Source organism: Paenibacillus amylolyticus (assembly GCF_001570725.1).
GTDB lineage: Bacteria > Bacillota > Bacilli > Paenibacillales > Paenibacillaceae > Paenibacillus > Paenibacillus amylolyticus_A.
On the sequence record NZ_BCNV01000011.1, the window covers coordinates 238267 to 261022 of the forward strand.

26 protein-coding genes and 1 pseudogene are annotated in these 22756 nt (G+C 47.4%); 6 read left to right on the top strand and 21 right to left on the bottom strand.

Annotated elements, in window-relative coordinates; all coding sequences use genetic code 11:
- Nucleotides 1-334 precede the first annotated feature (334 nt).
- Nucleotides 335-994, bottom strand: coding sequence for a YheC/YheD family protein (locus tag PAHA3_RS28195; RefSeq protein ID WP_062837939.1), 660 nt, complete (start codon nucleotides 992-994; stop codon nucleotides 335-337).
- Between the two features lie 236 nt (nucleotides 995-1230).
- Between PAHA3_RS28195 and PAHA3_RS28200 the strand changes: the two genes are divergently transcribed.
- Nucleotides 1231-1485, top strand: coding sequence for a hypothetical protein (locus PAHA3_RS28200; RefSeq protein ID WP_062837940.1), 255 nt, complete (start codon nucleotides 1231-1233; stop codon nucleotides 1483-1485).
- Between the two features lie 26 nt (nucleotides 1486-1511).
- Nucleotides 1512-3041, top strand: coding sequence for a Ppx/GppA phosphatase family protein (locus tag PAHA3_RS28205; RefSeq protein WP_062837941.1), 1530 nt, complete (start codon nucleotides 1512-1514; stop codon nucleotides 3039-3041).
- Here PAHA3_RS28205 and ppk1 read toward each other — a convergent pair.
- Complete coding sequence (ppk1, locus tag PAHA3_RS28210) at nucleotides 3001-5082, bottom strand: polyphosphate kinase 1 (RefSeq protein ID WP_062837942.1); 2082 nt, start codon at nucleotides 5080-5082, stop codon at nucleotides 3001-3003. The two genes, PAHA3_RS28205 and ppk1, sit on opposite strands and share 41 nt — an antisense overlap.
- A gap of 249 nt (nucleotides 5083-5331) precedes the next feature.
- On the opposite strand from ppk1, the gene PAHA3_RS28215 reads away from it, so the two are divergent.
- The 3 genes from PAHA3_RS28215 to PAHA3_RS28225 all read left to right on the top strand — a co-directional run bounded on the left by PAHA3_RS28215 (nucleotide 5332) and on the right by PAHA3_RS28225 (nucleotide 7893).
- Nucleotides 5332-5559, top strand: coding sequence for a hypothetical protein (locus PAHA3_RS28215; protein ID WP_062837943.1), 228 nt, complete (start codon nucleotides 5332-5334; stop codon nucleotides 5557-5559).
- Nucleotides 5560-5907: 348 nt separating this feature from the next.
- Nucleotides 5908-6957, top strand: a complete 1050-nt coding sequence (locus PAHA3_RS28220; protein ID WP_153028324.1) for a glycoside hydrolase family 53 protein — start codon at nucleotides 5908-5910, stop codon at nucleotides 6955-6957.
- A gap of 456 nt (nucleotides 6958-7413) precedes the next feature.
- Complete coding sequence (locus PAHA3_RS28225) at nucleotides 7414-7893, top strand: hypothetical protein (RefSeq protein WP_062837944.1); 480 nt, start codon at nucleotides 7414-7416, stop codon at nucleotides 7891-7893.
- Here PAHA3_RS28225 and PAHA3_RS28230 read toward each other — a convergent pair.
- From PAHA3_RS28230 to PAHA3_RS31045, 6 genes and pseudogenes are all read right to left on the bottom strand, one after another.
- Nucleotides 7879-8220, bottom strand: a complete 342-nt coding sequence (locus tag PAHA3_RS28230) for a hypothetical protein (protein ID WP_062837945.1) — start codon at nucleotides 8218-8220, stop codon at nucleotides 7879-7881. The two genes, PAHA3_RS28225 and PAHA3_RS28230, sit on opposite strands and share 15 nt — an antisense overlap.
- A 194-nt stretch (nucleotides 8221-8414) precedes the next feature.
- Nucleotides 8415-9293, bottom strand: a complete 879-nt coding sequence (gene rarD, locus PAHA3_RS28235; protein WP_062837946.1) for an EamA family transporter RarD — start codon at nucleotides 9291-9293, stop codon at nucleotides 8415-8417.
- Between the two features lie 93 nt (nucleotides 9294-9386).
- The gene (locus tag PAHA3_RS28240) at nucleotides 9387-9965 is read right to left on the bottom strand and encodes a hypothetical protein (RefSeq protein WP_167350962.1); all 579 of its coding nucleotides are present in this window, start codon (nucleotides 9963-9965) and stop codon (nucleotides 9387-9389) included.
- A gap of 208 nt (nucleotides 9966-10173) precedes the next feature.
- Nucleotides 10174-10815: an NAD(P)-dependent oxidoreductase gene (locus tag PAHA3_RS28245; protein WP_062837948.1), complete on the bottom strand. Its 642-nt coding sequence runs from the start codon at nucleotides 10813-10815 to the stop codon at nucleotides 10174-10176.
- Between the two features lie 274 nt (nucleotides 10816-11089).
- The gene (locus tag PAHA3_RS28250) at nucleotides 11090-14992 is read right to left on the bottom strand and encodes a carbohydrate binding domain-containing protein (protein ID WP_062837949.1); all 3903 of its coding nucleotides are present in this window, start codon (nucleotides 14990-14992) and stop codon (nucleotides 11090-11092) included.
- 409 nt (nucleotides 14993-15401) lie between these two features.
- Nucleotides 15402-15497: pseudogene (locus PAHA3_RS31045) on the bottom strand (iron-sulfur cluster assembly accessory protein); the annotation flags it as partial.
- A gap of 260 nt (nucleotides 15498-15757) precedes the next feature.
- Here PAHA3_RS31045 and PAHA3_RS28255 point away from each other — a divergent pair.
- A complete protein-coding gene (locus PAHA3_RS28255) occupies nucleotides 15758-16108 on the top strand; it encodes a hypothetical protein (protein WP_062837950.1) in 351 nt (116 codons plus the stop codon).
- Nucleotides 16109-16563: 455 nt separating this feature from the next.
- Here PAHA3_RS28255 and PAHA3_RS28260 read toward each other — a convergent pair whose 3' ends face one another.
- The 13 genes from PAHA3_RS28260 to PAHA3_RS30685 all read right to left on the bottom strand — a co-directional run bounded on the left by PAHA3_RS28260 (nucleotide 16564) and on the right by PAHA3_RS30685 (nucleotide 22676).
- Nucleotides 16564-17028, bottom strand: a complete 465-nt coding sequence (locus tag PAHA3_RS28260; protein ID WP_062837951.1) for a phBC6A51 family helix-turn-helix protein — start codon at nucleotides 17026-17028, stop codon at nucleotides 16564-16566.
- Nucleotides 17021-17596, bottom strand: coding sequence for a hypothetical protein (locus PAHA3_RS28265; protein ID WP_062837952.1), 576 nt, complete (start codon nucleotides 17594-17596; stop codon nucleotides 17021-17023). Before PAHA3_RS28265 ends, PAHA3_RS28260 begins: the two co-directional genes overlap by 8 nt.
- 52 nt (nucleotides 17597-17648) lie before the next feature.
- The gene (locus tag PAHA3_RS28270) at nucleotides 17649-17969 is read right to left on the bottom strand and encodes a DUF2577 family protein (RefSeq protein ID WP_062837953.1); all 321 of its coding nucleotides are present in this window, start codon (nucleotides 17967-17969) and stop codon (nucleotides 17649-17651) included.
- A 16-nt stretch (nucleotides 17970-17985) separates the two neighbouring features.
- Entirely contained in the window at nucleotides 17986-19446 is a 1461-nt protein-coding gene (locus tag PAHA3_RS28275; protein WP_062837954.1) for a hypothetical protein, read from the bottom strand.
- On the bottom strand, nucleotides 19436-19756 hold the full coding sequence (locus tag PAHA3_RS28280; RefSeq protein WP_062837955.1) for a hypothetical protein: 321 nt from the start codon (nucleotides 19754-19756) through the stop codon (nucleotides 19436-19438). Before PAHA3_RS28280 ends, PAHA3_RS28275 begins: the two co-directional genes overlap by 11 nt.
- A 45-nt stretch (nucleotides 19757-19801) precedes the next feature.
- Nucleotides 19802-20080, bottom strand: a complete 279-nt coding sequence (locus PAHA3_RS28285; protein ID WP_062837956.1) for a hypothetical protein — start codon at nucleotides 20078-20080, stop codon at nucleotides 19802-19804.
- 17 nt (nucleotides 20081-20097) lie between these two features.
- On the bottom strand, nucleotides 20098-20385 hold the full coding sequence (locus PAHA3_RS28290) for a hypothetical protein (protein ID WP_062837957.1): 288 nt from the start codon (nucleotides 20383-20385) through the stop codon (nucleotides 20098-20100).
- Nucleotides 20382-20699, bottom strand: coding sequence for a hypothetical protein (locus PAHA3_RS28295; RefSeq protein ID WP_153028326.1), 318 nt, complete (start codon nucleotides 20697-20699; stop codon nucleotides 20382-20384). The genes PAHA3_RS28290 and PAHA3_RS28295 overlap by 4 nt, the downstream gene beginning before the upstream one ends.
- A 156-nt stretch (nucleotides 20700-20855) precedes the next feature.
- Nucleotides 20856-21476 carry a hypothetical protein gene (locus PAHA3_RS28300; RefSeq protein ID WP_062837959.1) on the bottom strand — a complete coding sequence of 207 codons (621 nt, stop codon included), beginning with the start codon at nucleotides 21474-21476 and terminating at the stop codon, nucleotides 20856-20858.
- The gene (locus PAHA3_RS28305) at nucleotides 21469-21918 is read right to left on the bottom strand and encodes a hypothetical protein (RefSeq protein ID WP_062837960.1); all 450 of its coding nucleotides are present in this window, start codon (nucleotides 21916-21918) and stop codon (nucleotides 21469-21471) included. Before PAHA3_RS28305 ends, PAHA3_RS28300 begins: the two co-directional genes overlap by 8 nt.
- Nucleotides 21915-22232 (bottom strand): cold-shock protein, encoded by a 318-nt coding sequence (locus PAHA3_RS28310; protein ID WP_062837961.1) that lies wholly within the window; start codon nucleotides 22230-22232, stop codon nucleotides 21915-21917. Before PAHA3_RS28310 ends, PAHA3_RS28305 begins: the two co-directional genes overlap by 4 nt.
- Complete coding sequence (locus PAHA3_RS28315; RefSeq protein ID WP_062837962.1) at nucleotides 22225-22533, bottom strand: hypothetical protein; 309 nt, start codon at nucleotides 22531-22533, stop codon at nucleotides 22225-22227. Before PAHA3_RS28315 ends, PAHA3_RS28310 begins: the two co-directional genes overlap by 8 nt.
- Nucleotides 22530-22676, bottom strand: a complete 147-nt coding sequence (locus PAHA3_RS30685; RefSeq protein WP_167350963.1) for a hypothetical protein — start codon at nucleotides 22674-22676, stop codon at nucleotides 22530-22532. Before PAHA3_RS30685 ends, PAHA3_RS28315 begins: the two co-directional genes overlap by 4 nt.
- Nucleotides 22677-22756 lie beyond the last annotated feature (80 nt).

A 22756-nucleotide genomic window follows, 5' to 3' on the forward strand; every position in this document is an offset into this window, starting at 1 on the left:
TTTTTCCTCAAAACTATCATATCAGAGATTCATATAGAGAACAAGCGTTCTTGTTATCCACAATGATATGTGGAAATCCTGTGCATAGTTTGTTGATAATTGGTAAAAATGTTGAGTAATCAACGTGTATAGTGTGGACAATATTTATGCACAGGAAAGATGTACTTTCAACAGAACGTTTATCAGCGTATTTTTTTTGGAATAAATTCATAGTTTCAAGACTTGTTGCGAGTAAATTACCCTGTAATGTAAAATTTCAAACGTTTTTCATACCGTTTTCTTCTATATATTATCGGTTTTTCTTGGATTTTTTTAAGCTTTTCCATCCATTTTTTTATTGTGGTCTGGTATTCACTTCCAGAATCCATATCTTGCCTGAATAATCCAGCCCATAATCAAAACCAAGCTGACCCACACCTGGGAACTGACTTTCCATGATATGTGTGCATGTCAGTGTAAGTGAGCGCATCTCTCTGCGTTTGTGCCGACCGGATATATGTGGCAGGGATAAACCAAGGGCTCTCCGTCCCGACAACATGGTGCCACCCTTGCTCAGATTCGTCACACAAAGTCCCGGGCGAGCGAGTCGTCCTACCAAGGAACGGAATACCCAGCCTCGTTCGGTCTTGACGACTTTGACTCTATAATCAACAGGTCTTCCTTGAATCGTTGCCAGATGGATGCCCTGCTGGATCAAATACCTGCGTCTTGCCTTTACACGTACCAGAGAGCGATACATCTGACTGAAACTGGCGAAAGAACGGGTCGTTTTCATATGCGTGTATCGATAAGCCCCTCCGCTCGCCGATACCCGGATGACACCATACCCTCCGCCACCGACAATAGGTTTGACATACACCATTCCATAACGACTGAGCATGTGCAGCAGATTCCCCGAGTTGAATGCCTTGGTCTGTGGAATATGGACAGCAGCTACCGGGTACTTCAGCAGTGCCGCTGTCTTCCGCCATTTGCTTGCAAGCTGTCTCGACATGGGTTGATCTCCTTCCCTAGAACAATAGTCCTTCCTTATACATACTCAACAGGAGCCGTGCTTTCTTGGATGTCTGTCCAAGGCAAAGGCCCCTTTTCCATGGAACATGTCCCAAGGTGATGGCGGAAAAAGGAACAAGCGCCCGGTTTGCTTTTCAAACAAGTCAATCTGTCGTATGCTACTAAGGAATGGCTGGAAGGGCTTAAATATGAGGATCTAAGGAGCGTTCAGAAGAAATGGAAGCATTTTTCAAATCACTATATGGCGTAGCCTATTTTGCAATGTCGATCGTTCTGGTAGCCGTCACGGTACTTCTCTTTGTCACAGGTATCCGACTGTTTATTCAAAAGCGCAATCGCGGCTTTGCCGTAAGTTGTCTTATATTTGCCTGTTTCATCGTCTTTATCATTGTTGTTATGTTAACTACGCCCTTCTCTGCCACACCTCCGGGTTCACCGGAAGCCATGGCTGCCCTGCTTCACTTCGGGTAGTTGAACCTCTGTAGAAGGAGATGCTTATGACACGTACTAATGAAACCTTAGGAATTATTGATATCGGCTCGAACTCCATTCGTCTAGTTATATATGAACTGGACCAGGACAAAGCCTATCGCATCATTCATGAAGACAAATACGCCGCTCGTCTGAGCAGCGTTGTTGAGTCGGATGGAACCATTCTGCGTCACTCTCTGAATAAAGCCATCACCATCTTGCGTCAATTCAAAGCGACCTGTGAAGCGTATCAAACCAAACTGATTCGCGCAGCAGCTACGGCAGCTATTCGTAACGCAAGTAATGTCCTTGAGATTATCGAATGGCTGGAGACTGAGACGGGACTTACCATCGAATGTGTATCCGGAGATCGGGAGGCCTATTATGGTTTCCTTGGTGTCACTCAATCCATTGAACTGGCAGACGGTTATGTCGTGGATATTGGAGGTGGTAGCACGGAGATTACGGTCTTTCGGGATCGGAAAAGGTTACATAGCATTTCCCTCCCCATCGGTGCAGTGAACTCGCATGCCCGTTATGGGGGCGAAGACCAGTGGACCGAGGAGAACGCGAATGCACTGTGTAACGAAGTCATTCAAGCTCTCCGTGGACAGGATTGGATTGCTGAGCACCCCGGCCTGCCACTTATCGGACTTGGAGGAACGATGCGTACACTCGCCAAAGTGGAACAGAAGCGTACCCAGTATTCGCTGCCTGTCACCCATCATTATGAGATCGGTGAGGAAGCGATGGAGAACATCGCACGCTCCTTGCCTCATCTCACCTCGGCACAGCGCAAAAAGGTACCTGGGCTCGCCAAAGATCGCGCAGACATCATTGTGCCCGGCGTATTGATCCTGCGAACTGTTTTCAGATTAATACAGGGTGATCGGTATGTGGTTAGTGGTGCGGGTTTACGGGACGGGTTGTTGCGAGATTACATGGCTGAAGGTCAACCGGTCGTTCCGGACGCGCTGAAGGACAGTATCCGTAACTTTATCCATTTTGGTCCGCCTATTCCAGAGAAACGTCTCCAACGGATTCATCAGGATGCAGTTACCCTGTATACTGCACTGCAAGGTACTGCGCCTGATCAAGCAGATACCCGAATTCTGTATGCTTCTTCCATGCTGCATATGGCTGGTAAGCAGATTAACTATTTCCGTTATACACAGCACTCGGCCTATTGGATCATGAATGCGAGCATCTATGGACTTTCTCACCGAGAGACCATTCTCAGTGCCAGTGCTGCCGATTATCATCCTAAAAAAAGAACGCCCCAACTGCTGAATAAGCACCGGGACATTCTGAAAAACTCGGATGAGCGGCATGCTCATCGTATAGGCTCTCTGCTGCGAGTAGCCGAAGCCATCAATCGATCCGAGAGCATCGCTGCGATCGAAGCAACAAAAGAAAACGACTCGCTGCAGGTGCACTTCACCTGTACAGCCGAGCCGTTACTGGAACTTGATGGCCTGGAAGAGGCCGTCAAGGACTTACAGGAAGCCTGGGGAGTTACGTTAACGCACTCCATTCAGCAGGCTTCCAAGGGATAATTCCCATGGCCTCCGTCTGACTTCTCAGCGGGGGCTTTTCATTTTGTACAAATACATAATTGCCACCAGGCATAAGTTCTCTCGCTTTGACATTATCCATAAGGGACAGATTAAGGATATCCACCAGCATCTTTTTCAGCTCTGGATCGAATACAGGACACATCAGTTCAATTCTTCGATTCAGGTTACGTGTCATCCAGTCCGCACTGGAGATGAATACATCGGGGTTACCGCTATTTTCAAAATAAAACAACCGTGAATGCTCCAGGAAACGATCCACAATGCTAATGACCCGAATGTTCTCACTAAGCCCCTCTACCCCCGGACGCAGGCAGCATACGCCGCGCACAATCAAATCGATCTGTACCCCGGCTTGAGAAGCCTCGTACAACTCATCAATCATATCCTGATGGGATAAGGAGTTGATCTTGGCGATGATTCTGGCAGGTTTGCCTTTCAGGGCATGCTCCGTTTCTCTACGAATCAGGGAAAACAGCTCGTCCTTCATACCATCCGGAGCTACGTGGAACGCCTGTAATGCCTTCGGACCGGAGTATCCAGTAATTTCATTGAACAATTCGGAAGCATCTTCTCCAATAATCGGATTGGAGGTAAACAGCCCCACGTCTGTATACACTTTGGCTGTACTCTCATTATAGTTACCGGTTCCTACGTGAACATAACGTCTCAAACCCTGCTGTTCCCTGCGTACGACAAGAATGATTTTGGCATGGGTTTTCAGTCCAACCAGTCCATAGACCACGTGACATCCGGCCTTCTCCAGCTTACGGGCCCAAGCGATGTTGCGTTCTTCATCGAACCGGGCTTTCAGTTCCACCACAACTGTGACCTGCTTGCCACTCTCAGCAGCAAGTGCAAGTGCCGGAATAAGGCGTGAATCGCCATTGACCCGATATAAGGTCATCTTGATGGCCAGAACTCTTGGATCTTCCGAAGCCTCCAAGATAAAATCGGTGACCGGTTCAAATGATTCGTATGGATGATGCACCAGCACATCCCGTCTGCGCAGCAGCTCAAAATGACTTTCTCTGGGCAGGAACTCCAGTGGATAGACAGGCTTCACCGGACTGTATTTCAGATGTGAGAAGCCCTCCAGACTATCTACGAATCCAGCCAGAAAACTCAGATCCAGTGGTCCATCAATTTCGTACACCGGGTCCTGAATATCGAATTCATCCTGCAATTCAAGCAAAGCGTCCGGACGAAAATCCTTGCAGACTTCCAGTCGTACAGGAGCCCCTCGGCGTCTGCGCCGCAATTCTTTTTCAATAGCCTCCAGCAGATCTTCCGCTTCTTCTTCATTAATAAACAGATCCGCATTGCGGGTCACCCGGAATTCCTGCGCAGCCAGCGAGATATATCCGCTGAAGAGCGTGTGGATATGATGTTTGATGAGGTCTTCAATCAGGATGAATGTTTTCTTTTTGCTATTCGCCCGAATGGGGGCCTGAACCACCCGCGGAAGATTGGAAGGTACCTGAACAATAGCCATAAACGGCTCGCCCTCTTGCTCCCCTTCCTTCTGCAGCATCACGGACAGATAGACAGACTTATTGTGTACCAGCGGGAACGGACGACTCTGATCAATCGCCATCGGTGTGAGTACCGGGAAAATAATTTCGTGAAAGTACTGGTCCATTGCGCGCTGCTGTGTCACATTAAGATCTGTATATTCCTGAATGTTTACGCCTTTCTTGGCGAGTAGACGAATAAGTTCACGATACGTTTTATACTGCTCGGCGACCATGGTCCCGGTTCGTTTGATCAATCTGCGGTATAATCCCGAAGGGGTATACCCTGTAAAATCCTTTTGCGTAAATCCGGCCTTGATCTTCTCTTTTGTCTCTGCCACCCTTACACTGACGAACTCGTCCAGATTACTGGCGACAATCCCGAGAAATCTCATGCGTTCCAGCAGGGGCGTCGTTGGATCCTGGGCCTCCTGAAGTACGCGCCGATTAAACTCAACCCAACTTAAATCGCGATTAACGTAGTTACCTGTTTTGACGTCTCTATGCATGTATGGCCTCCGAATGTGTTGCATATCTATTCTTGGTTAGAAGTTCTACTATAATTGTACTATTCGTAATCAACATCAAGCGTCAGCGCAGTGTAAACGCTACGTAAAATTTATGTAAATGATACCTCATGGGCGCAACTTTTTCCATCCCTTTACAAAGGTCAATAGACAGAGTAAAGTGAAGTACAGTGTGATTTGGTCCGGTTTCTTGTTATCATTTCCAAATATCAGTATTTAAAGGAGTATATAATGAAATCCAACAAACCTAGAACGTTACAAAAAAATATAGAGTTTTTCACGGCTGCACTCTCTCAATGTGTAGTGAGCGCATGGCAGGAAGACCCAGCTGGCGTCTACTGTGAAGTGGGTAGTGGTATCGTCGAGCGGATTAGTGAAGATAGCGTGCGCATTCGCAACAATGACGGAACGAAGAGTCACTATGCACGAGATATCACGATGTTCCAGACCGAAAAATAATTTTGCGTAAATACGTAAAAAAGACTAGCTTTCCCAAACAAGATGTTGTATACTCTTGCCACAAGGAAAGGAGGTGCGTCAACATTTCTAATCACATGTTGAACGTGTCCCTTACCCGATCCACTAGCTCAAAATAAAATGAGTCTGGTGGAGGCGCGGGATACGGATCAATGTTTCAAAAAGCGCCACGGGTAGAAAAGCCGTCTTCGGACGGCTTTTTGTTTTGTCTTTTTTCATAGAGAGGTTGAGAAAACACCCAAAATATTGGAAATGGACCCTTTAGTCGAGTAAACCTGGATGGCTATAATTAGGATGCAACTCAACCCAAATCCGAGGAGGCATCTTGTAATGTTTAAAAATGTAAGGGGTTTCAAGACATCCATCATGTTGGCTTTTGTTTTGTTATTCACCTCCATCATGTTGCCCGCAGGTCAGCATGCCAGCGCAGCACCAAGTTTCGCCAAAGGAGCCGACATCAGCTGGGTTCCCGGAATGGAAGCCCAAGGTTACAAATGGAAAGATAAAAACGGGGTACAGCGTGACATCATTGATATTTTGAAAAACGACTATCAAATCAACTCCGTTCGTATTCGAGTGTTCGTTAATCCTTCGAATGATTATGGTAACGGTTACATGAATAAGGATCGTGCGGCTACACTCGCACAACGTGCCAAAAATGCCGGCATGAGCGTGATGCTCACCCTGCACTACAGCGACTCCTGGGCAGATCCTGGTCAACAAACCAAACCTGCTGCCTGGAAAAATTACACGTTCCAACAACTCATGGATGCGGTATGGAACCACACTCGTGATGTGATGACCGCGATGCAAAGCAAAGGCGTTACCCCTGACTGGGTACAGATCGGTAATGAAACAAGCAACGGCATGTTATGGGAAGATGGCAAAGCATCCACTAACATGAAAAACTATGCGTGGCTGGTGAACACAGGCCATAATGCAGTGAAATCCCTGAGCAGCGGCACCAAAACCATTGTGCATCTGGCGGGTGGAGATGATAACGCCCTATATGTATGGAATATTGGTGGTCTGATCAATAACGGAGCTAACTTTGACATGATTGCCATGTCCCTCTACCCTTCGGCTTCCGACTGGAATACAGCTGTGACGAACACGGTAAACAACGCCAAGGATATGATCAACCGTTATGGCAAAGAGATCATCATCTCCGAAATTGGCATGGACAATAATCAGGCAGCGGCTGGTAAAAGTTTTGTCGCGTCGATGAAAAACCAAATCCGCAATCTGCCGAATGGCAAAGGTAAAGGTGTATTCTACTGGGAGCCTCAGGCTACACCAGGTTATAACAGTGGATATGGTAAGGGTGCTTGGCAATCGAATATGATGCCGACGGTAGTCATGGAAGGATTTATTGACTAGGTACGGTGGGTAGAAGTGTACTGGTGGGCAGCGTAGTGGGCGTTCCGGGGGCGGATCGTTCTTATGATCGCTGTTATCCCCAGATTTTATGAATTCCCCTCATAAGGGGAAAATCCGGGGATAAAGGCGAACGCTTCGCTTCTTCAGAATCGATTCCGCCCCCTCCACTACGTTGCTGCTCCTTGAGACACTTCTAAAATCGTGTGTAGTCAAATGATTAGGGTAATGAACAGCGGAAGGCGCTTTCCTGTGGGATTAGCGCCTTTTGTGTGTTTGCGGGCAGCGTGGTCGGCGTTCCGGGGGCGGATCGGGCACTTCTAAAGCGTGTCGCGATCAATCGAGGAGGGTTGCGCCACTCGGGCTGGAGACTGATGTTCTTTTGGCTTACATATGAATATAATAAGTTAATTGAGATAACACATAGGATCAACTTTTTATTGGAGCGGGGGAATATGGATGAGTTTTTTAAAAGGTATGGGGCAATTGGCTGGAGAATTTACCGGGAAAGTATTGGGAGGTAGTGTGCGGGTTGTAGGTGAACTTGCAGGAAGTCCCTTTATCAAGGAAATCGGAAACGGCGTAGAAAAAGCCACGATTAATACAGGCAAAACCGTTGGACAACTGGCTAGCGGGACATATGATCTGGCGAGTGGTGCGATCCGTAAAGATGATACCGCCATAGACGCGGGACTTGCCGATATTGGAGGTGCCGTAACCAATACTGCAAAAGGTGTAGCGATATCAGCCAAGTATGTATATAAAGGTGGTAAGGACGTCGTCGTGGGCCTGAAAGAGGAAGATAAGGACAGAGTCAAGCTTGGTGCCAAGAATCTTTTAGCTGCTGCTGCCGTAACAACACTCGCCGTTGGTGTGATTGATGCAGTTGATGGGGCTGAGAGTGTGGACACGGCAGAATCGGGATTAGATCATCAGTAACACGACAACCGAAGAAACACAGCCTAGCAGGGCAACAAAAATATGGAGGCAACTAAACGAGATTTTTTCAAGAAAATTCCGTTGTTTCTTCTGAATAAAGCATGAGTAAATGAACACCGTAACCACAATCGGCAGATATAAATGAAAATCCGGACCATCCGTGCTTGGTAATAGTTTATTAATATATCGACCTATCGTCTCATTGACCATCATAAATCCATATATACCACCAATTATCGCTGAAACTGCAAACTGAAATAGTATCTGAACTACAGCATTCTTTACAAAGAACGGATCACGTTTACGGTAACGGTCACTAACCATCATATTATCTATTACCTCCTCGTTTTTTTGATTACCTCTTTTATGAGTACTGCCCCTATATTTTACCATAAGGTTGATCAGTCCCTTTTTAAATTTTTATTGACCTATCGTTCCCCACAAACGAAAAACTGCCCTGCCCACCTCATTGGCGGACAGGGCAATTATGGCGATATCAGAATGGCTCATGACTCTTCTGTTCAGCTTACCTTAGCAAGTCTCGTAGCGCGCATCGATGCAGCAGCGTATACGATCAGCGCTGTCCAGATGAGTGCGAAACCGACGAGCAGAACTGGCGAGACCGTTTCCTTGAACACGAACACGCTCAGGATCAGCATGATCGTCGGTCCGATATATTGTACGAAGCCGAGTGTGGACAACGACATCCGGGCGGCTGCCCGTGCAAAGAAAAGCAGCGGCAGCGCCGTCACCACGCCGGAAAGCAGCAGTTCGAAGAACATCGGCGCAGGCAGTGTCCATGCCGTTGCTTTTCCCACAATGGCCAAGTAGATCCAGTAGCCGAGTGCGACGGGCAGAACTACAGCTGTCTCCGAAAATAAGCCCACAGAAGCGTCTTGCTTAATCTTCTTCTTCGCCAGACCGTACAAACCAAATGACACGGCCAGCGAGATCGCAACCCATGGGAAACGTCCGTAGTCGATGGCAATGATGAGCACCGCGACACCAGCAATGGCAATCGCGAGCCATTGGCCACGGTTTGGCTTTTCATGAAGGAAGACAACCGCCAGTAACACGTTCAGCAACGGGTTCAAATAATAGCCCAGACTTGTCTCAACGACATGACCATTGTTTACTGCCCAGATGAAGATCAGCCAATTAATAGCAATAAGCAGCCCACTCGCGGTGAGGGACAGCAAGGTCGAACGACTGGTCAGAATGCGCTTCATGTCACCCCAACGACGTTGGACGGCAACGAAAATCCCCATAAAAACAAATGACCAGACAACCCGGTGCGATAAAATCTCGCCTGCCGGTACATTTTCAAACAACTTCCAATACAGCGGGAGAACCCCCCACATGATATACGCTATGATCGCGTTGATTAATCCACTGTTCATAACTATTTCCCCTCTTACCCCTGTGATGTCTCAACGGATTATACGCCTCGATCCTCATTTAAGTAAAGGGGTAATAGGTCATGCGCAGCGAGATTATACTTTGCGCTTTTTCTTTCTTACTCTCATAAAGAAGACAAAGATCGCCGCAAATACGACTACACCTACGATATACAAATCAATATCCTGCTCAAACATAAACCACATTTTGTGTTCTACGTTCACTTGTTGTTTGGGTGGATATCCTTCCCCGAATATTTCAGTTGCTTGATTAATATTGTTCATTTCGATAGTCAAACTGCACGGACTACTACTTAATTCGCCATCCGCTTCGCTAAAGTATATTAAATATTTATTGCCTTCCTTGAAATCAAACCCCCAAGTGTAATTCGTTGCGATAATGAGTTGAGAGTCAACTTCCGTATTCCAACTGCTCTCAGCTTCCACTAAAATATATCTAATTTTCTCTTTGGTCCCCGTAAACCCCTCTTGCTTTAAGTCGACCTTTACTTGCTTTACTTCACCATAAACAGCTCCATCATATATTTCTAACTGTTCTTGGGGACTTCCCAATTCTACACATGACAAAGCGTTAACATCTTGTGCATTTGAGATAAAGAAAACGGTGGATATAAAACATATTAACGTGAATATACGAAACTTCAGCTTTTCCACCTTCTTTTCATAACGTTAATTCGTACATCTTTATTGACCTGTTTAACAGGAAAAATGTTGCATTTTCTCTGAACCTTAGGTGAATGAATGCGTTTGTTTATTTAGCGACTTTCTATTTGGGCTATCATTATGTATTCAATAACACAAAAACGAACGCCAATCTGTTAAGATCAGCGTCCGTTATGTTCCATATTATCATTTAAAAGTATTACTTCGCTTCGCCTACAACGGTAAAGCGCTCGTTTTTGTGTTGTGGGTTTTCAATCTCATCAACCAAAGCAATCGCATAGTCTGCATAGCTGATGTAGCTGTTGCCTTCACTGTTCACGAGAATAACATCGTTGCCTGCTTGATATTTGCCAGTGCGTACACCTTCTGGATTAAAGAATCCAGCCGGGCTCAGGAATGTCCATTGAATACCTGAAGATGCTTGTAGATCCTGCAAGTTTTGGCCTTGGTTCGTTGCAGTTGCTTTGTAAGCATCAGGGAAGCCTGGAGATTCAAAGACACGCATTGTTTTGGACTCGTCTGTGAACAGGCTTCCTGCTCCACCCACCACGATCAGACGAGTGTTTGGTGCATCTTTCAGGATGTTGATCAACGCTTGTCCTACTTCCACATGCAGGTTTTCTTTACCCGCTGGAGCACCAAATGCATTTACAACTACATCAAACGCTTTAAGATCTTCAGCTGTAAGGTCGAATACATCTTTCTCCAGCGTATTCAGACTTTTATCTTCCAATTTGGATGCATTACGAACGATCGCCGTTACTTTATGCCCTCTGTCTGCTGCTTCTTTCAAAATTACACTTCCTGCTTTGCCTGTTGCACCAATGATTGCAATGTTCATCATGATCTCTCCTTTAAATTATCGATATTGTTTATGTTTGAACTTTATAATGTAACTATAATAGTTACAACTAAGTTTGTCAACTAGTACTCGCCATCTCTCTTTACCTCTCCTAGAAAGATTGTGCATTTGGGATGGGCTTTATTCTGACAAGGTCGCTCATCCCATCTATAAATAAGTAAAGCCCTGTTCACTTATTAGCTGAACAAGGCTCCCCAAACTACGACTATGAATCCTGGCATCGTGAAGTCTATATCGATGTGTGATGAATACCTTATGCGCTCAGGCGTCCCCAACTTAACAGTGATGCATTCTTAAATTGAATGGAATGAAATGCTGTCGGGCTCTCGATGACATCCGTACTGGTTGCATTTCCCGGTGCTCCAGAAGTTATTACACCTGCATTGTATGTGCTCACGCCCAAAGGGAAGATGTAATTTCGTCCTCCGTTGTTGTCCCACGTGCCGCTGCGATTGTTAAATACCGCTTCCAGCCCCGTAGCTGTACCCACATCAATGGTTATCTTGTTATACCCTGCTAGCTCGGAGGATGGAATGGCAACTCCTGGTGGCGTCGTCCATGTGCCGCCTGTCGGGCGGTAATGGATATTAGGTTGAGCATAACCTTGCTTGTAGTAGATGGTTACACTATTGCTTATCGGTGCAGCATCGGTTGTTACACTCAGTTCGGCACTTGCAGCCGATTTGTTTTGTGCCGCATCATAGGCAGTGATTTTGTAAACATAGCTCGTTGATGCCTTTAGGCCGGTATCCGTAAATGCAGGCGCAGTACTCGTTCCGATTTTAACACCGTCACGATATATTTCGTATCCGACAACGCCTACACCATCCGTCGACGGAGTCCAAGCCAGCGCTACACGATCAGCCGACTTGGAGGTAACTGTCAGACTTGTTGGCACACTTGGTGGAGTTACATCTACTTGAGGTGCTCCTGGAGTGATGACTCCTGCATTGTAGGTACTCACCCCTAACGGAAACTGATAATTCTTGCCCCCATTGTTATCCCACGTACCACTACCATTGTTGAATACAGCTTCCAGCCCCGTCGCTGTACCCACGTTGATTGTGATCTTAGTATACCCCGGCATCTCGGCTGCTGGCATCTTCACACCCGGCGATGTCGTCCATGTACCACTTGTCGGACGATAGTGAATATACGGTGTGGCATATCCTTGTTTGTAATAGACCGTTACGATATTGCCCTCTTTTGTTTTCACTGTCAGAGGTTCGCTAGCTGGTGAGACATTGCCTGCCGCGTCTACCGCCTTGATCGTATACACGTAATTCGTTGCCGGTGCAAGGGATTCATCCGTATACGTCAGTTTTGTGGATTCCCCCACTTTGCTGCCATCCCGATAGATCTCATACCTTGCGACACCGTAATTATCCTGGCTTGCCGACCACCCGAGTGTCACGGAGGATGAAGTTGAATTTTGCACAACTACATTTGCCGGTGCTGATGGTGGTTCGTTATCTGCCGCCAAAGTTTGCACTTGTACGGGCGAGCTGACGGTGGAGACGTTATTCGCCTTGTCTCTGGCCTTGATACTGTAAGCATAGGTTTTCTCGGGCTCAAGTCCCGTATCGGTGTATCCTGTCGTCTGGGAACTTCCTACTTTGGTTCCATCACGATAAATGTCATAACCTTCTACACCCACATTATCTGTAGATGCAGTCCATTGCAGCGTGACACTGCGATCCGTCACACGTACAGCATTGACACCTGTCGGTGCCGACGGCGGTGTCTGATCGACCACCAGGAACGGGTGCGTGCCCTGGATTGTTCCATTTACATCCTCCACAATTTTACCGGAGGCGTCCTTTTTATATTTTCCTGTACCCACATATACCGTCTGGATGTCACTGCGGGTAACGTTGCCATTGGTATCAACAGCCTCAATATAATAATCCACCAGTTGATCCCGGAAATCATTGAAATACGTGTAATACATATCCCCGATCTCCTGAGCCGGTACACGTTTGAACATATCTGTGCTGCTTGACTGCCATGACACACCATTGATATCTGGTTTCAGATCACGCTTCGTCATCGGATATTCTTGCCAAGTGCTGACTTTAGCCGGATCGATGTTGGGTACGCCTTTCGCCTTGAGTGCCGCAGGGTCGTACACACGGAACGTGTTATCCTTGGCATCTGCCCTCTTATCCCGATGTGTGCGTACCTTCACTTTGATATCACTCACACCATTTACATCATAAGCATACGTGTAGATACCGAAGGTATTATCAAAATAATGGAGCGTCCATCCTTCTGCTTTACTAACGTTGGCACTGCCCGGGTTGTATGGATAACGCTGTGGCCACCATACCGATGGACCTGTGCGATCCTTCGCAAGCTGGCTACTTACATAAGGCTTGGAGAAGAAAAGAGATTGATTAAAGGACAATGTTGGCTTCACGCCATCATCCACATTTTCATCATAATAACCAAAACCGGAATCCAACGCTGGCAGAAGGAAATACCAGCTCAACTCTGCCGGATTGGCTCCTCCTTTATAATTGTTGGCGGGATCTCCTTTCACCGGGTAAGCCATCATCCACGGATTCAGCTGATTTCCCTCGTACGTGATTTCACGATCCAGAGCCGTCGTTGGCTTCCAGTGGTTCGGATTGCTGTCCAGCCAGATCTGTTCAGCAGTCTTGGCATAATTCAGCGCAGCTTGCTCCAGTGCAAAATTGCGCTCAAGATAGTGATATCCATACTCAAATGATACGGTCATGCCATCCTGTACGCCGTCCAGATTTTTTTTGGGCTCCAGATTGAGGCCTGTTGCCTTGTTGAATGCATCAAACTGTCCCTTCCAGATTCCAAAAGGAAGACGCCAGTGGTACCAAGTCGGGTCTGACGAAGAATCCCGGGTATCAATCCATGAGCCGTCCTGTACATGCACCACATCATCGGCTTTTGGAGTATTCGTGCGCAAGTATTCGTTGATACTCTCGCCTTTCACACCTGGCTGGGCATACGTAACTTCACCTGCATTTCGCCATGTGTCTTCGGAACCGGCACGGCCAGAGGAATTGTCTCCGTCATGTGCAATGACGAAGAACTGCTTCTGATCCACCAATCCTTCGAACGGTTTGAGTACGTCTGCTTTCACCGAGCCCTGGTAGCCTTCTTCCCAAGATTCAGCCTGTGCCACAGGGATGCCAACAATCTTCTTCTCCGTACCCGTTTCAGGATTCACGTGTCGCACCCAATGAGGTGTGGAAGCAAACGGATATTTGTTGTAAACAACCTGTTTCTCATTGAACATTGGAGCAGATACCCATGAACCCACATTACTTGTATTTTGCAGATCGGCCCGGTTCGGCGGGGAAACCATGGTATCTTTGCCCGGGTCGTTCAGCAGCGGGTAATCTTGGAGGGTTCGCGAAAAATGATTGTTACCAATCACAGACCACTCAATGCCGAGTTGATCCAGAACCGGGATGATTCGTTCCGAAAAACCCAGCTCGGTCGGGAAAAATCCTTTGGAAGATTTAAAACTGTCACCCAGAAAAAAAGGCTGTGCCAATACGGCATTCTGATAGATCAGATCTTTCAGCAGATATTCGTTGCCTGCCAGTGGTCCCATGGAGTGGTGTCCGGAGAAGTGGACGAGATCCATCGTTCGTTCTCCGTTCGTTGTTTTGAGATTATTGTAAGCATTCTTCCAAGGAGCACCCCAGGATTTATTGTTGTAACCGTTTACATTATTGGTATACATAAAGCTATCTACATTGTTCAGCAATGACCCTGACATCGTAACCTGCATACCTGCAGCCGGGTGATTATTTTTCAGATTGCCAGCCACTTGCCAAGGCCAGGTCAGATACGCTCCAGTTTTGGCATGGTGAGTGTAATACGCCACAAGATCATCATGCGGCATAGGCGCTCCGCCAGGCAGAAAATACGGATAACCAGCCGGAGGATTCTTTTTCAGATCGATGACTTGCCCGTCATAGGTGTATCGGATCGGAGATCCTACAGGTGCTGAAGCATACTTGGATGTGTCATAGTAAGCCCAAAAATTTGGCATATGGTTATGGTATACATGGGAAGCAGAGATTTCGGCATAAGCCGCTGTCGTTTGCATGGAAATGACAATGGATAATGCCAACAGGAATGCGCCGATCCTGCGCACAAGCTTCATGTTATTCCTCCCTTTTCTGTTACCCCTGTGGGGATCATGAATTCAATTATTGTGTAAGGTGTTCAGGTTGATCAACAAATAGCATTTTTGACTTTAAGGCTCAAGTTGCCTGAATTTGTCCCTATTTAACGCCTCCTTCCTTCTTGACTTAGCTTTTTTGTACAAACGTTTGCGCAAACAGAGAATTTCCATGGGCATGCCCCTCATCTGTAAGCTATACACACGCTGTTTTAAAGGAAAAGTTATGTCCAACAATCTGCAAACGTTTGCACAAAATATATTACCTGTGATTGGAACAAAATGTCAACAACAAAAAAAGCACAATCCCGACGAAACATCTCCGCCAGAATTGCGCTTTTTTCTTTGCTATAGCATAGCCTACTTAATTAATCCTCAACTGGATTACCAGTTAACAATCTTTATCTGGTACGCCCGTTTCTTCCTTCGTACGGAAAGAAGATCCACACCCGCAGGTCGCTACTGCGTTCGGGTTATGAATGGTGAATTTACGCTAGGCTATTCGGAAGGCTTAACGCCCGTCACTACGCGGTTTCTCGCATGTGAGCGGGATTGTGAATCCGCACGACTACTTGTTAATCACGCGCCACTATGACGCATAATCTCGTTAATCGCATTCTACCCTAATGGATATGGAGAAGTCAACGTAAGACAACCCTCTATTAAACAAGCAAGCAAATAATATAACTAGAATAGACACATCAAATGTGGTACTATTTTCCTACAACAACTAGGAGGTTGAGCCCATTGGGAAACTTTGATGCCATAATTAAAACCATAAACTTGCTTAATGAAAAAGATAAGAAGCAGAGTGAGGAAGAACTAAAGAGAGAAAAACGGCTCGGCTTAATTAAATCGGGAATTGAAAACTTAGTGGAAGAGGGTCGAGACTCTGTAGATATCTCAGTTAATACAATAAAAACCTCTGCAGGTTACACCTGGAATGTTAAAATTTATGGTAGAGAAGTAATCCTTATATCAGATGAGTTGATGCGAGAAGTAAAAGACAAGGAGCTTTACATTGACTACAGAGCACTTGCTGCCACATTCATAAATAAAAAACTTCAGGATCAGTTGAATAGTAAACACTCCTCATAGCCTCCCCTAAATTTTTAAGATGCATAGAGTTTTTCGGTACCTGATTCGGCGTGTAGCATTGGGGGTCTTGGGGGGTAGCACATTCATTGCTCCGTTACTCCCCTGGCTACCGTATAAATATACAACCATACACGATTGTGGATATGTGATTATCAATCCCTCTTATCATCCGCAAACCCGCGCCACTACTGCGTTACCTATCCAGATGTATAATACCGCGTTATTCATTGCATATACATTTCCAGTCTTAAACGTACACAAACCGCATAGCCGCGCGGACTAAGGGCCTATATCGGTCGTAACCTACTGGCAGTTTATGCAGCCGGTCATCCGCGCAGTATGCATCGATTATGCAGTCGTCCAACCCCGAAGTTTTAGCGTGGACGTCCGCCAGGAGCGCGGTGCAGGTGTTAACGCCCTCTCACCGCTGTTCTGTCCGGTATCGTCCGCTATTCTTACGCAGATTCTCCGCCAACCAATTCGTTCAATTCCGCGATATCTCTGCGGATTTCCTCGTCTGTCTTACGATTGTTTGTAATCTCATCGCGTCTGTCTTCGACGATTGTGCGATCGGACAGTAGCGCCCATCTACGCATATAAAGGTCGATAGCTTTCACGCTCGGCAATCCGTTATTACCTCCGCGGATCGCTTTCATTAGGGCAACGTTGACCTCCGATTGCATTCCGCGTAGATTAACATCCGTAAGATAGTTCACGTAATCAATAAACTTCTCCTGCGCCTTCCAGTCGTAAAGGGTTGAACGCGCGATTCCGATCTCCTCCGCTAAATCTTGCATACTCTTTTTCTTGCGGCCATCCTCGGAAATCAGCTCGCCCCATTCGTTAGCTACCAGTAACTGCGCGGCCTTTCGTTGCTGTGCGGTCAATTGCGCCTCTAATACATTACGTTGTCTACTCATACATATCGTCCTCCTCGTATTTGTTTATCTCAGGCAGAACCTCAGCAATCGCGGTGTCTACGTCTTCCTCCGCCATTACAGTCGTTCCTTTACCGTGTTCCTTCTCGTAGTCCTTAATATCATGAGACAACGCGGAATCCTTCGTCATCAGTCCGATACTAAAATGGACTTTCCGCATAAGCCCGTTGATGTCCAATTCGTCTGTCTGACCGGTATCAATCGCTTCATTTACGCGCTTAATGATCTGTAAGAAGAAGCGGGCTCCAAACGCATGCATTCCGCACCAAAATCCCTTAGAGTAGCGCAGGATCTTTACTGCTTCCTCGTATTTAGCGAGTTTGCTTACGTCAATGCGCGTTACTTGACCGGAAGCCAGGACGCCCGCGTACTTAACAGCGATTACGTTAAGCGGCTGTAGACGATCAACTAGCGCCTTTGATAACGGAATATCGACCACGTTTGGACGTGGCTCCGGATCGGGGTTCCTCCCTTGTTCAATTCGTATCTGACGTAGCCTCTCCGCCAACTGCGCGTTATCCTTCCGCAGCTCTTCGTTAGTCATTGCCATGTTTACGCCTCTCTTCTATTAAAATAAGACGAACCGAAGTCCGCCCCGTTGTTCATATCCGGTCAAGTATCAAATACCGTTGGCCCGCGCTAAACATAACGACCGCAACTCGATCGCCGACCTTTAGCGCATCCTTAAACGTAATCGTCGTATCCTTTCCGTTAATACTAACCTCACGCTCATGTGCGCGGAGATGTTCGCACACTGCGCAATCTTCGGCTTCTAAGACGAAGTTAACATCGTCTAGCTGAACGTTGATATCCGGTAGAGGCGCTGTCACCGTTCCCACTTCGATATCGACGTCTTTGTTATAGCCGAGTTGCCGGATGACGTCGCGCAATTTACTTACGCCGCCTCCTTCTATTAACTGCATTCGGATCATCCCTCCCTTATTGCGCCAGAACCGTAGATAGCTCGCGGGCCAGCTTTTGGATGTCCGCATCTTCGCGGATAGTCGCGTAGATCGTAATTTGTGGCGCAGAGTTTCCGCCTCCGTTACGGTAATCGCGCGCTTGTTGCGAATTGAGGACCATCTCGTCTTGGTGCAAACGTGCAGGATAGTTGTTGTATGGAACGCGTGCTAGACCTGCGGAGTATCCCTTTGCTGGAAATCCGACCGCCGCCATGCCCGCCTTAACTCCACCTGGTGTCTTATCTCCACCAAATTCCTGGACAATTTGAAGTGCCTCTGTCCCTGATACCTTGTGATTCGCGACGCTCTTCATGTCCACTGAGAAAAATTCCTTGATTCCGGCATTACTCCAAATACCTTCGAGAATAGATGCACCGACTTGAACACCGATCTTAGTCGCAGCATCAAGAATAGGCTTAGAGGCTTTCAACGCATTGCCCAACGTGTCTACCATCTTACTTGCCATATTCTTGATAATACCCGACCCAGATGAGTCATACCAAGCTTGGAAGTCTGCTGCCAGGGTATCAAAGACGTATTTAATCTTGGCCTCGATATCGGGCAGTGCTTTGAACTCCTCATTGTTAAAAAAGTTGTCTTGAAGATATGCCGTAGCCTTCTGGACCGCATTAACCGCGCCATTCACGAGTCCACCGAACGCATTCACACCCCAATCTTTAAGTGCGGCAAATTGTGGCCCCTTCAACCATGCGTTAAATTCCGCAAGAACCGGCTTGAGACTCGTTAGTGCCTCCGTACCCATCTCCCGGAACGCGCGGTTAACGCCTCCGATTGCTGTGCGCCATTGTCCCATAGCTGTCGTAGATTGCGCGTCGATCAGTTCGTTTGTAGCTCCTAATTTGTCTAGGAACTTGTCGAGTTGGTCGAGTTGCTCATTGAGAGGTAGATTTTTGATCTTGTTCAACGCAGAACGAGGCAGCTCGAAACGCTCCACGAGTGACACGGCATCGCCGGAAAAGAATTCCTTTAAGGCATAGGCGGCACCGGTTATCCCTTGCTCCGGGTCGATCGCTCCCAGACGTTCCGCGAGGTTAGTGGCGCGTTCAAGTTGTCGTAGATCCTTCGTTGTTGGCACGAAAGACTTACCTACGTCTAGGAAGTCGTCCATGGAGTATTGACTTATATCCGCTCTTTCCCCCAGGTAATTCATGAACTTATCGACATTCTGCTCCGCTTCTTTTCCAAACATCGCCGTTAACGTGACCTCTCTCATCTCGAAATCAGCGGCCGATTTAATCGTTTTTGAGAGGAATTTGTCTGCGGTGTTTATCGCTGCCATCGCGGCACCAATGCCGGTAACTGCCCCCGCAGCCTTTGCTGCAGACGCTCCGAAACTCAAAAGGCCCGAGCTCATGTTCCGCAGGGGCCGCGTAGCGTTGTCGATAATGCGCAAATGACCTACGATATCAAAGCTCATGTCCGGGAACCTCCTTCATCGCCGCAACTACGCGCGCTCCTATCTTCGCAGCCTTTGCGGCCTTTGCTTGCGTAAATCCCTTGTCGAAGTCGGCCAGGCACCGGTCATATTCAACGAGCACGCGACCGTACACTTTGACTTTACGGTCTCTAGAACGCGCCAGTCTGCCGGCAGCCATGCGGAAATCTTTGAATTGTCCGGGGAAGCGCGCAGCGAACGTCCAGTCTTGCGGCTTTATATATGTGAGTATTTGTTCAATAAGCGCGAGGGTCTTATTAGCCGTTTCAAAATCCGATTGATGCGTATTCACCGAATCTCCTCCTTATAATAGAAAAAGACCCCGAAGGGTCTTGAATTACGGATTCCGTCGGGGCCACCCGTGATAACTCACGTCAGTCGTACTAACTGCGTCAACCGTTACCAGTAGTTCCGTAAATGGGTCAAGTGCTTCGTCAAACGCGTATCCAGGCGGGAGTACGAACTCATTAAAGTAACGGCCATCGATTCCGGGCTTAATCTTGAGCGTGTATTTACTGTCGTTTGAGATATACAGTTGAGAAGCAGTTCTCCCAAACTTGAAAATATCAGGCTTGTCACTCTTAAATGGTGAAAATGCAATCGGGTATTTGTTCATTCTGTTTCCTCCTAATATTAGTTGTCTAAATACTGAGTATCCCAAAACACGTCTTTCCCTCGTCTTACATATCCACTGTACGGACCTTTCGCGGTAACTTTGATCTTGCAGAACCGCTGTACCCGCTCATCCAGTGCTCCGCCAGGAGGTAAGTGAAACGTATCAAGCTCCCTTTTTTGAGTGCATACAGTAACAGTCAAAGAATCCTGTCCGCTATTAAAAACCGCCAACTCATGCAGAATCATCGGGTATACGAAAGTGTCTGACGTTGTACCTTGAAATGCGCGGTGATTAACTGCGGTCATTGTGCGTCACCTCCATCCGTTGCAGCCCGCTTAATCTTCGTAAAAAGCGCGATATTGTCTGGCGTAGGATTGATCTTCGCGTATCGTTCCGCCGCCTTGACGTCAGCCTTAGTTACGGTGCCTTCCGCGAGCTTGGTACGGAGCTGACTACCTAGTACGCGATGGTCGATATGTTCCGTCTTTTTTCCTTCGTAATAATCGAAACGGTCTCGGATAAGGTGAGCGCGGACAATGTCATCCGGGTCATTCGTTTCCTTAGCGCGGGTATCGAACCGCTGAACGTCCTTTTCGTCAGGCACTGGAACGAAGCTCACTCCGGACTCCTCGCTAAACATCAGCGCAACCGTCTCGTTATACTCGCGCTCCAAGCGTTTTGCTTGGACAATTTTCTGCGGATTGCCAGGCGCCATCCTGAGAGCCTCTGTTACTACGCTGTAATTGATTGATTGTGTTGTCATTTCTCCATCTCCTTAAATCAGAATTGCTGCGCGTCTCTGGTTATCCAATTGCTGCAAGTCACGGCTTGTTAGCGTTGCTTGATTAAATGGACTGCCGGGATTGCTGAGGTCCGGGGATTTGGTGTTATACATGAATCTGCCCCTGCCTATCTTTGCACTAAACCCCGCTGGATCAATTGTTCTAATCATCTCCCATCGTTCGTCCTCGATCTTTTTAGCGGCTGCGGTGGCCTTCTCATACGCTTGACGGTAAGCTTCTGCAGCTTGGGCGAGCTCATCGATTGCAGGATTCAGTACCGACTCAAAGTAAACCGGAGCAACGTCAGTGTTCCAAGCTCCTGCCACATCCTCCGGTGTAACCTTCAACCCTTTCGATACCGATGTCGCCTGGATTTGTGCCTCGATCCGTCGAGCTACTCGTTGCGCGTCAGATACATTTACGTCAGCTTTATCAATCTCCGCGTCAAGGTCAACCCCATCACGGATGGACCTCTCCACCAGTTCCGTATATTTTCGCTTAGCCTCTACTACTGCCTCCGTTGCCTGCGCTTGCTTGGTGTACAACTCATCCTGTTTAGCACTGTTTGCCTCGCGTTGTTTCTTGAACTGATCAAGTTTGTCGAATTTAATCATTTGTCATTTCTCCCTTTTCAATTATTTGGATGATACGTTTGAGCCAGCGCACGAACCGACCGCACCATCCGGTTAACTCCGGTATTACTGGCGCTTCTACGGAAGGGCTCTCCGACGGAAACAGCTCCCGGTAAACATCCGGACTCTCCTTAACAATGCGGGTGAGCTGCGCCATGTCCAGCGGATGCACAATGTACGCGGCAATCTCCGGGTCCTCTAGCGCTACCTTGAAAATCTCGCGGTCACTCGTCTGCAGGTCAAAGCCCCCGCCGATCTCCGCAAACTCTACCACCTCTAGCGCAAGCTGTATCGCAAGCACTGGATCAGTGCACGGAGCGATTGACGACGTATGGAGCTCGCCCCTGCGGTCATATAGCTGAATGTGGAGGAGCTGCGCAATGCCGTCCGCCTTTATCCAGTCCGCGAGGATGAGGGGCCTCATTCAAACACCTTAATAGATACCGCGCATTCCCGGCCTTTCTTGTCTTCTCCACTTTCAAAGGTAACGCGGGAACCCACCGGCACAATCGCGCTGTCATAGTCGGGACACTCACTTATATGAAAGAACAAACGAGATTTCCCGGAATTGATGAAGCCCCAACCGCGCTCGTCATTAAAGTGAGCCACAACGCCGGAACTACGCTTAACTTTCGGTTGCTTAGGTGCTTTTGTAGGCGAAATCCCTAGACTCGGCCCGATTATCGCGTTCACTTTTTCCATGTCACTGTTCAACAATCCATTCCATACGTTACTCATTCGTAATCTCTCCTTTGTAATGGTTAATGAGCGCCAGAATTGCCGCCCGTATCTCAGATTTCTTAATTCCGTAGTTCTTCATTGGGCTATACTCCTTGCATATCGATATAGCGGTCTTCTCTATCAAACGACATAGCCGCGTATCATCCATCTTTACAGCCGTAGACATCACGATGTTCCGGCCGGCGTGATCGTAAATCACCGATAGAAAGTCCTCGCGTACATAACTGTCGATGGCATACGGTTCGAACTTAAGCGGCACCTTGGCCCCGTAATCAACCGTAAACGGCTCCGTAATCATCTTTTTCTCCCCTTCCGTCGACGCTTGCGTTCTTCTTCGGCCAAGATCGGAGCCATGAATCGTATCCATGCGCGGCTTGCGGTCTCTCCGAACGTGATTTCAATACCGTCTGCGTACGTTACCTTTACATGCCGGTTGTTCATTCCGTAACCTCCCGCTAAATACGTGCATATATCGCACCCTTTTCCGTGATTTCGCTTGATTTTAGACACGCCAAACAAGC

Excerpts from the sequence above, each read along its gene's own strand:
- PAHA3_RS28195 (WP_062837939.1), bottom strand. The coding sequence starts at position 994 with ATGTCGAGACAGCTTGCAAGCAAATGGCGGAAGACAGCGGCACTGCTG.
- PAHA3_RS28200 (WP_062837940.1), top strand. The coding sequence starts at position 1,231 with ATGGAAGCATTTTTCAAATCACTATATGGCGTAGCCTATTTTGCAATG.
- PAHA3_RS28205 (WP_062837941.1), top strand. The coding sequence starts at position 1,512 with ATGACACGTACTAATGAAACCTTAGGAATTATTGATATCGGCTCGAAC.
- ppk1 (WP_062837942.1), bottom strand. The coding sequence starts at position 5,082 with ATGCATAGAGACGTCAAAACAGGTAACTACGTTAATCGCGATTTAAGT.
- PAHA3_RS28215 (WP_062837943.1), top strand. The coding sequence starts at position 5,332 with ATGAAATCCAACAAACCTAGAACGTTACAAAAAAATATAGAGTTTTTC.
- PAHA3_RS28220 (WP_153028324.1), top strand. The coding sequence starts at position 5,908 with ATGTTTAAAAATGTAAGGGGTTTCAAGACATCCATCATGTTGGCTTTT.
- PAHA3_RS28225 (WP_062837944.1), top strand. The coding sequence starts at position 7,414 with ATGAGTTTTTTAAAAGGTATGGGGCAATTGGCTGGAGAATTTACCGGG.
- PAHA3_RS28230 (WP_062837945.1), bottom strand. The coding sequence starts at position 8,220 with ATGATGGTTAGTGACCGTTACCGTAAACGTGATCCGTTCTTTGTAAAG.
- rarD (WP_062837946.1), bottom strand. The coding sequence starts at position 9,293 with ATGAACAGTGGATTAATCAACGCGATCATAGCGTATATCATGTGGGGG.
- PAHA3_RS28245 (WP_062837948.1), bottom strand. The coding sequence starts at position 10,815 with ATGAACATTGCAATCATTGGTGCAACAGGCAAAGCAGGAAGTGTAATT.
- PAHA3_RS28250 (WP_062837949.1), bottom strand. The coding sequence starts at position 14,992 with ATGAAGCTTGTGCGCAGGATCGGCGCATTCCTGTTGGCATTATCCATT.
- PAHA3_RS28260 (WP_062837951.1), bottom strand. The coding sequence starts at position 17,028 with ATGAGTAGACAACGTAATGTATTAGAGGCGCAATTGACCGCACAGCAA.
- PAHA3_RS28265 (WP_062837952.1), bottom strand. The coding sequence starts at position 17,596 with ATGGCAATGACTAACGAAGAGCTGCGGAAGGATAACGCGCAGTTGGCG.
- PAHA3_RS28270 (WP_062837953.1), bottom strand. The coding sequence starts at position 17,969 with ATGCAGTTAATAGAAGGAGGCGGCGTAAGTAAATTGCGCGACGTCATC.
- PAHA3_RS28275 (WP_062837954.1), bottom strand. The coding sequence starts at position 19,446 with ATGAGCTTTGATATCGTAGGTCATTTGCGCATTATCGACAACGCTACG.
- PAHA3_RS28285 (WP_062837956.1), bottom strand. The coding sequence starts at position 20,080 with ATGAACAAATACCCGATTGCATTTTCACCATTTAAGAGTGACAAGCCT.
- PAHA3_RS28290 (WP_062837957.1), bottom strand. The coding sequence starts at position 20,385 with ATGACCGCAGTTAATCACCGCGCATTTCAAGGTACAACGTCAGACACT.
- PAHA3_RS28300 (WP_062837959.1), bottom strand. The coding sequence starts at position 21,476 with ATGATTAAATTCGACAAACTTGATCAGTTCAAGAAACAACGCGAGGCA.
- PAHA3_RS28305 (WP_062837960.1), bottom strand. The coding sequence starts at position 21,918 with ATGAGGCCCCTCATCCTCGCGGACTGGATAAAGGCGGACGGCATTGCG.
- PAHA3_RS28310 (WP_062837961.1), bottom strand. The coding sequence starts at position 22,232 with ATGAGTAACGTATGGAATGGATTGTTGAACAGTGACATGGAAAAAGTG.
- PAHA3_RS28315 (WP_062837962.1), bottom strand. The coding sequence starts at position 22,533 with ATGATTACGGAGCCGTTTACGGTTGATTACGGGGCCAAGGTGCCGCTT.
- PAHA3_RS30685 (WP_167350963.1), bottom strand. The coding sequence starts at position 22,676 with ATGAACAACCGGCATGTAAAGGTAACGTACGCAGACGGTATTGAAATC.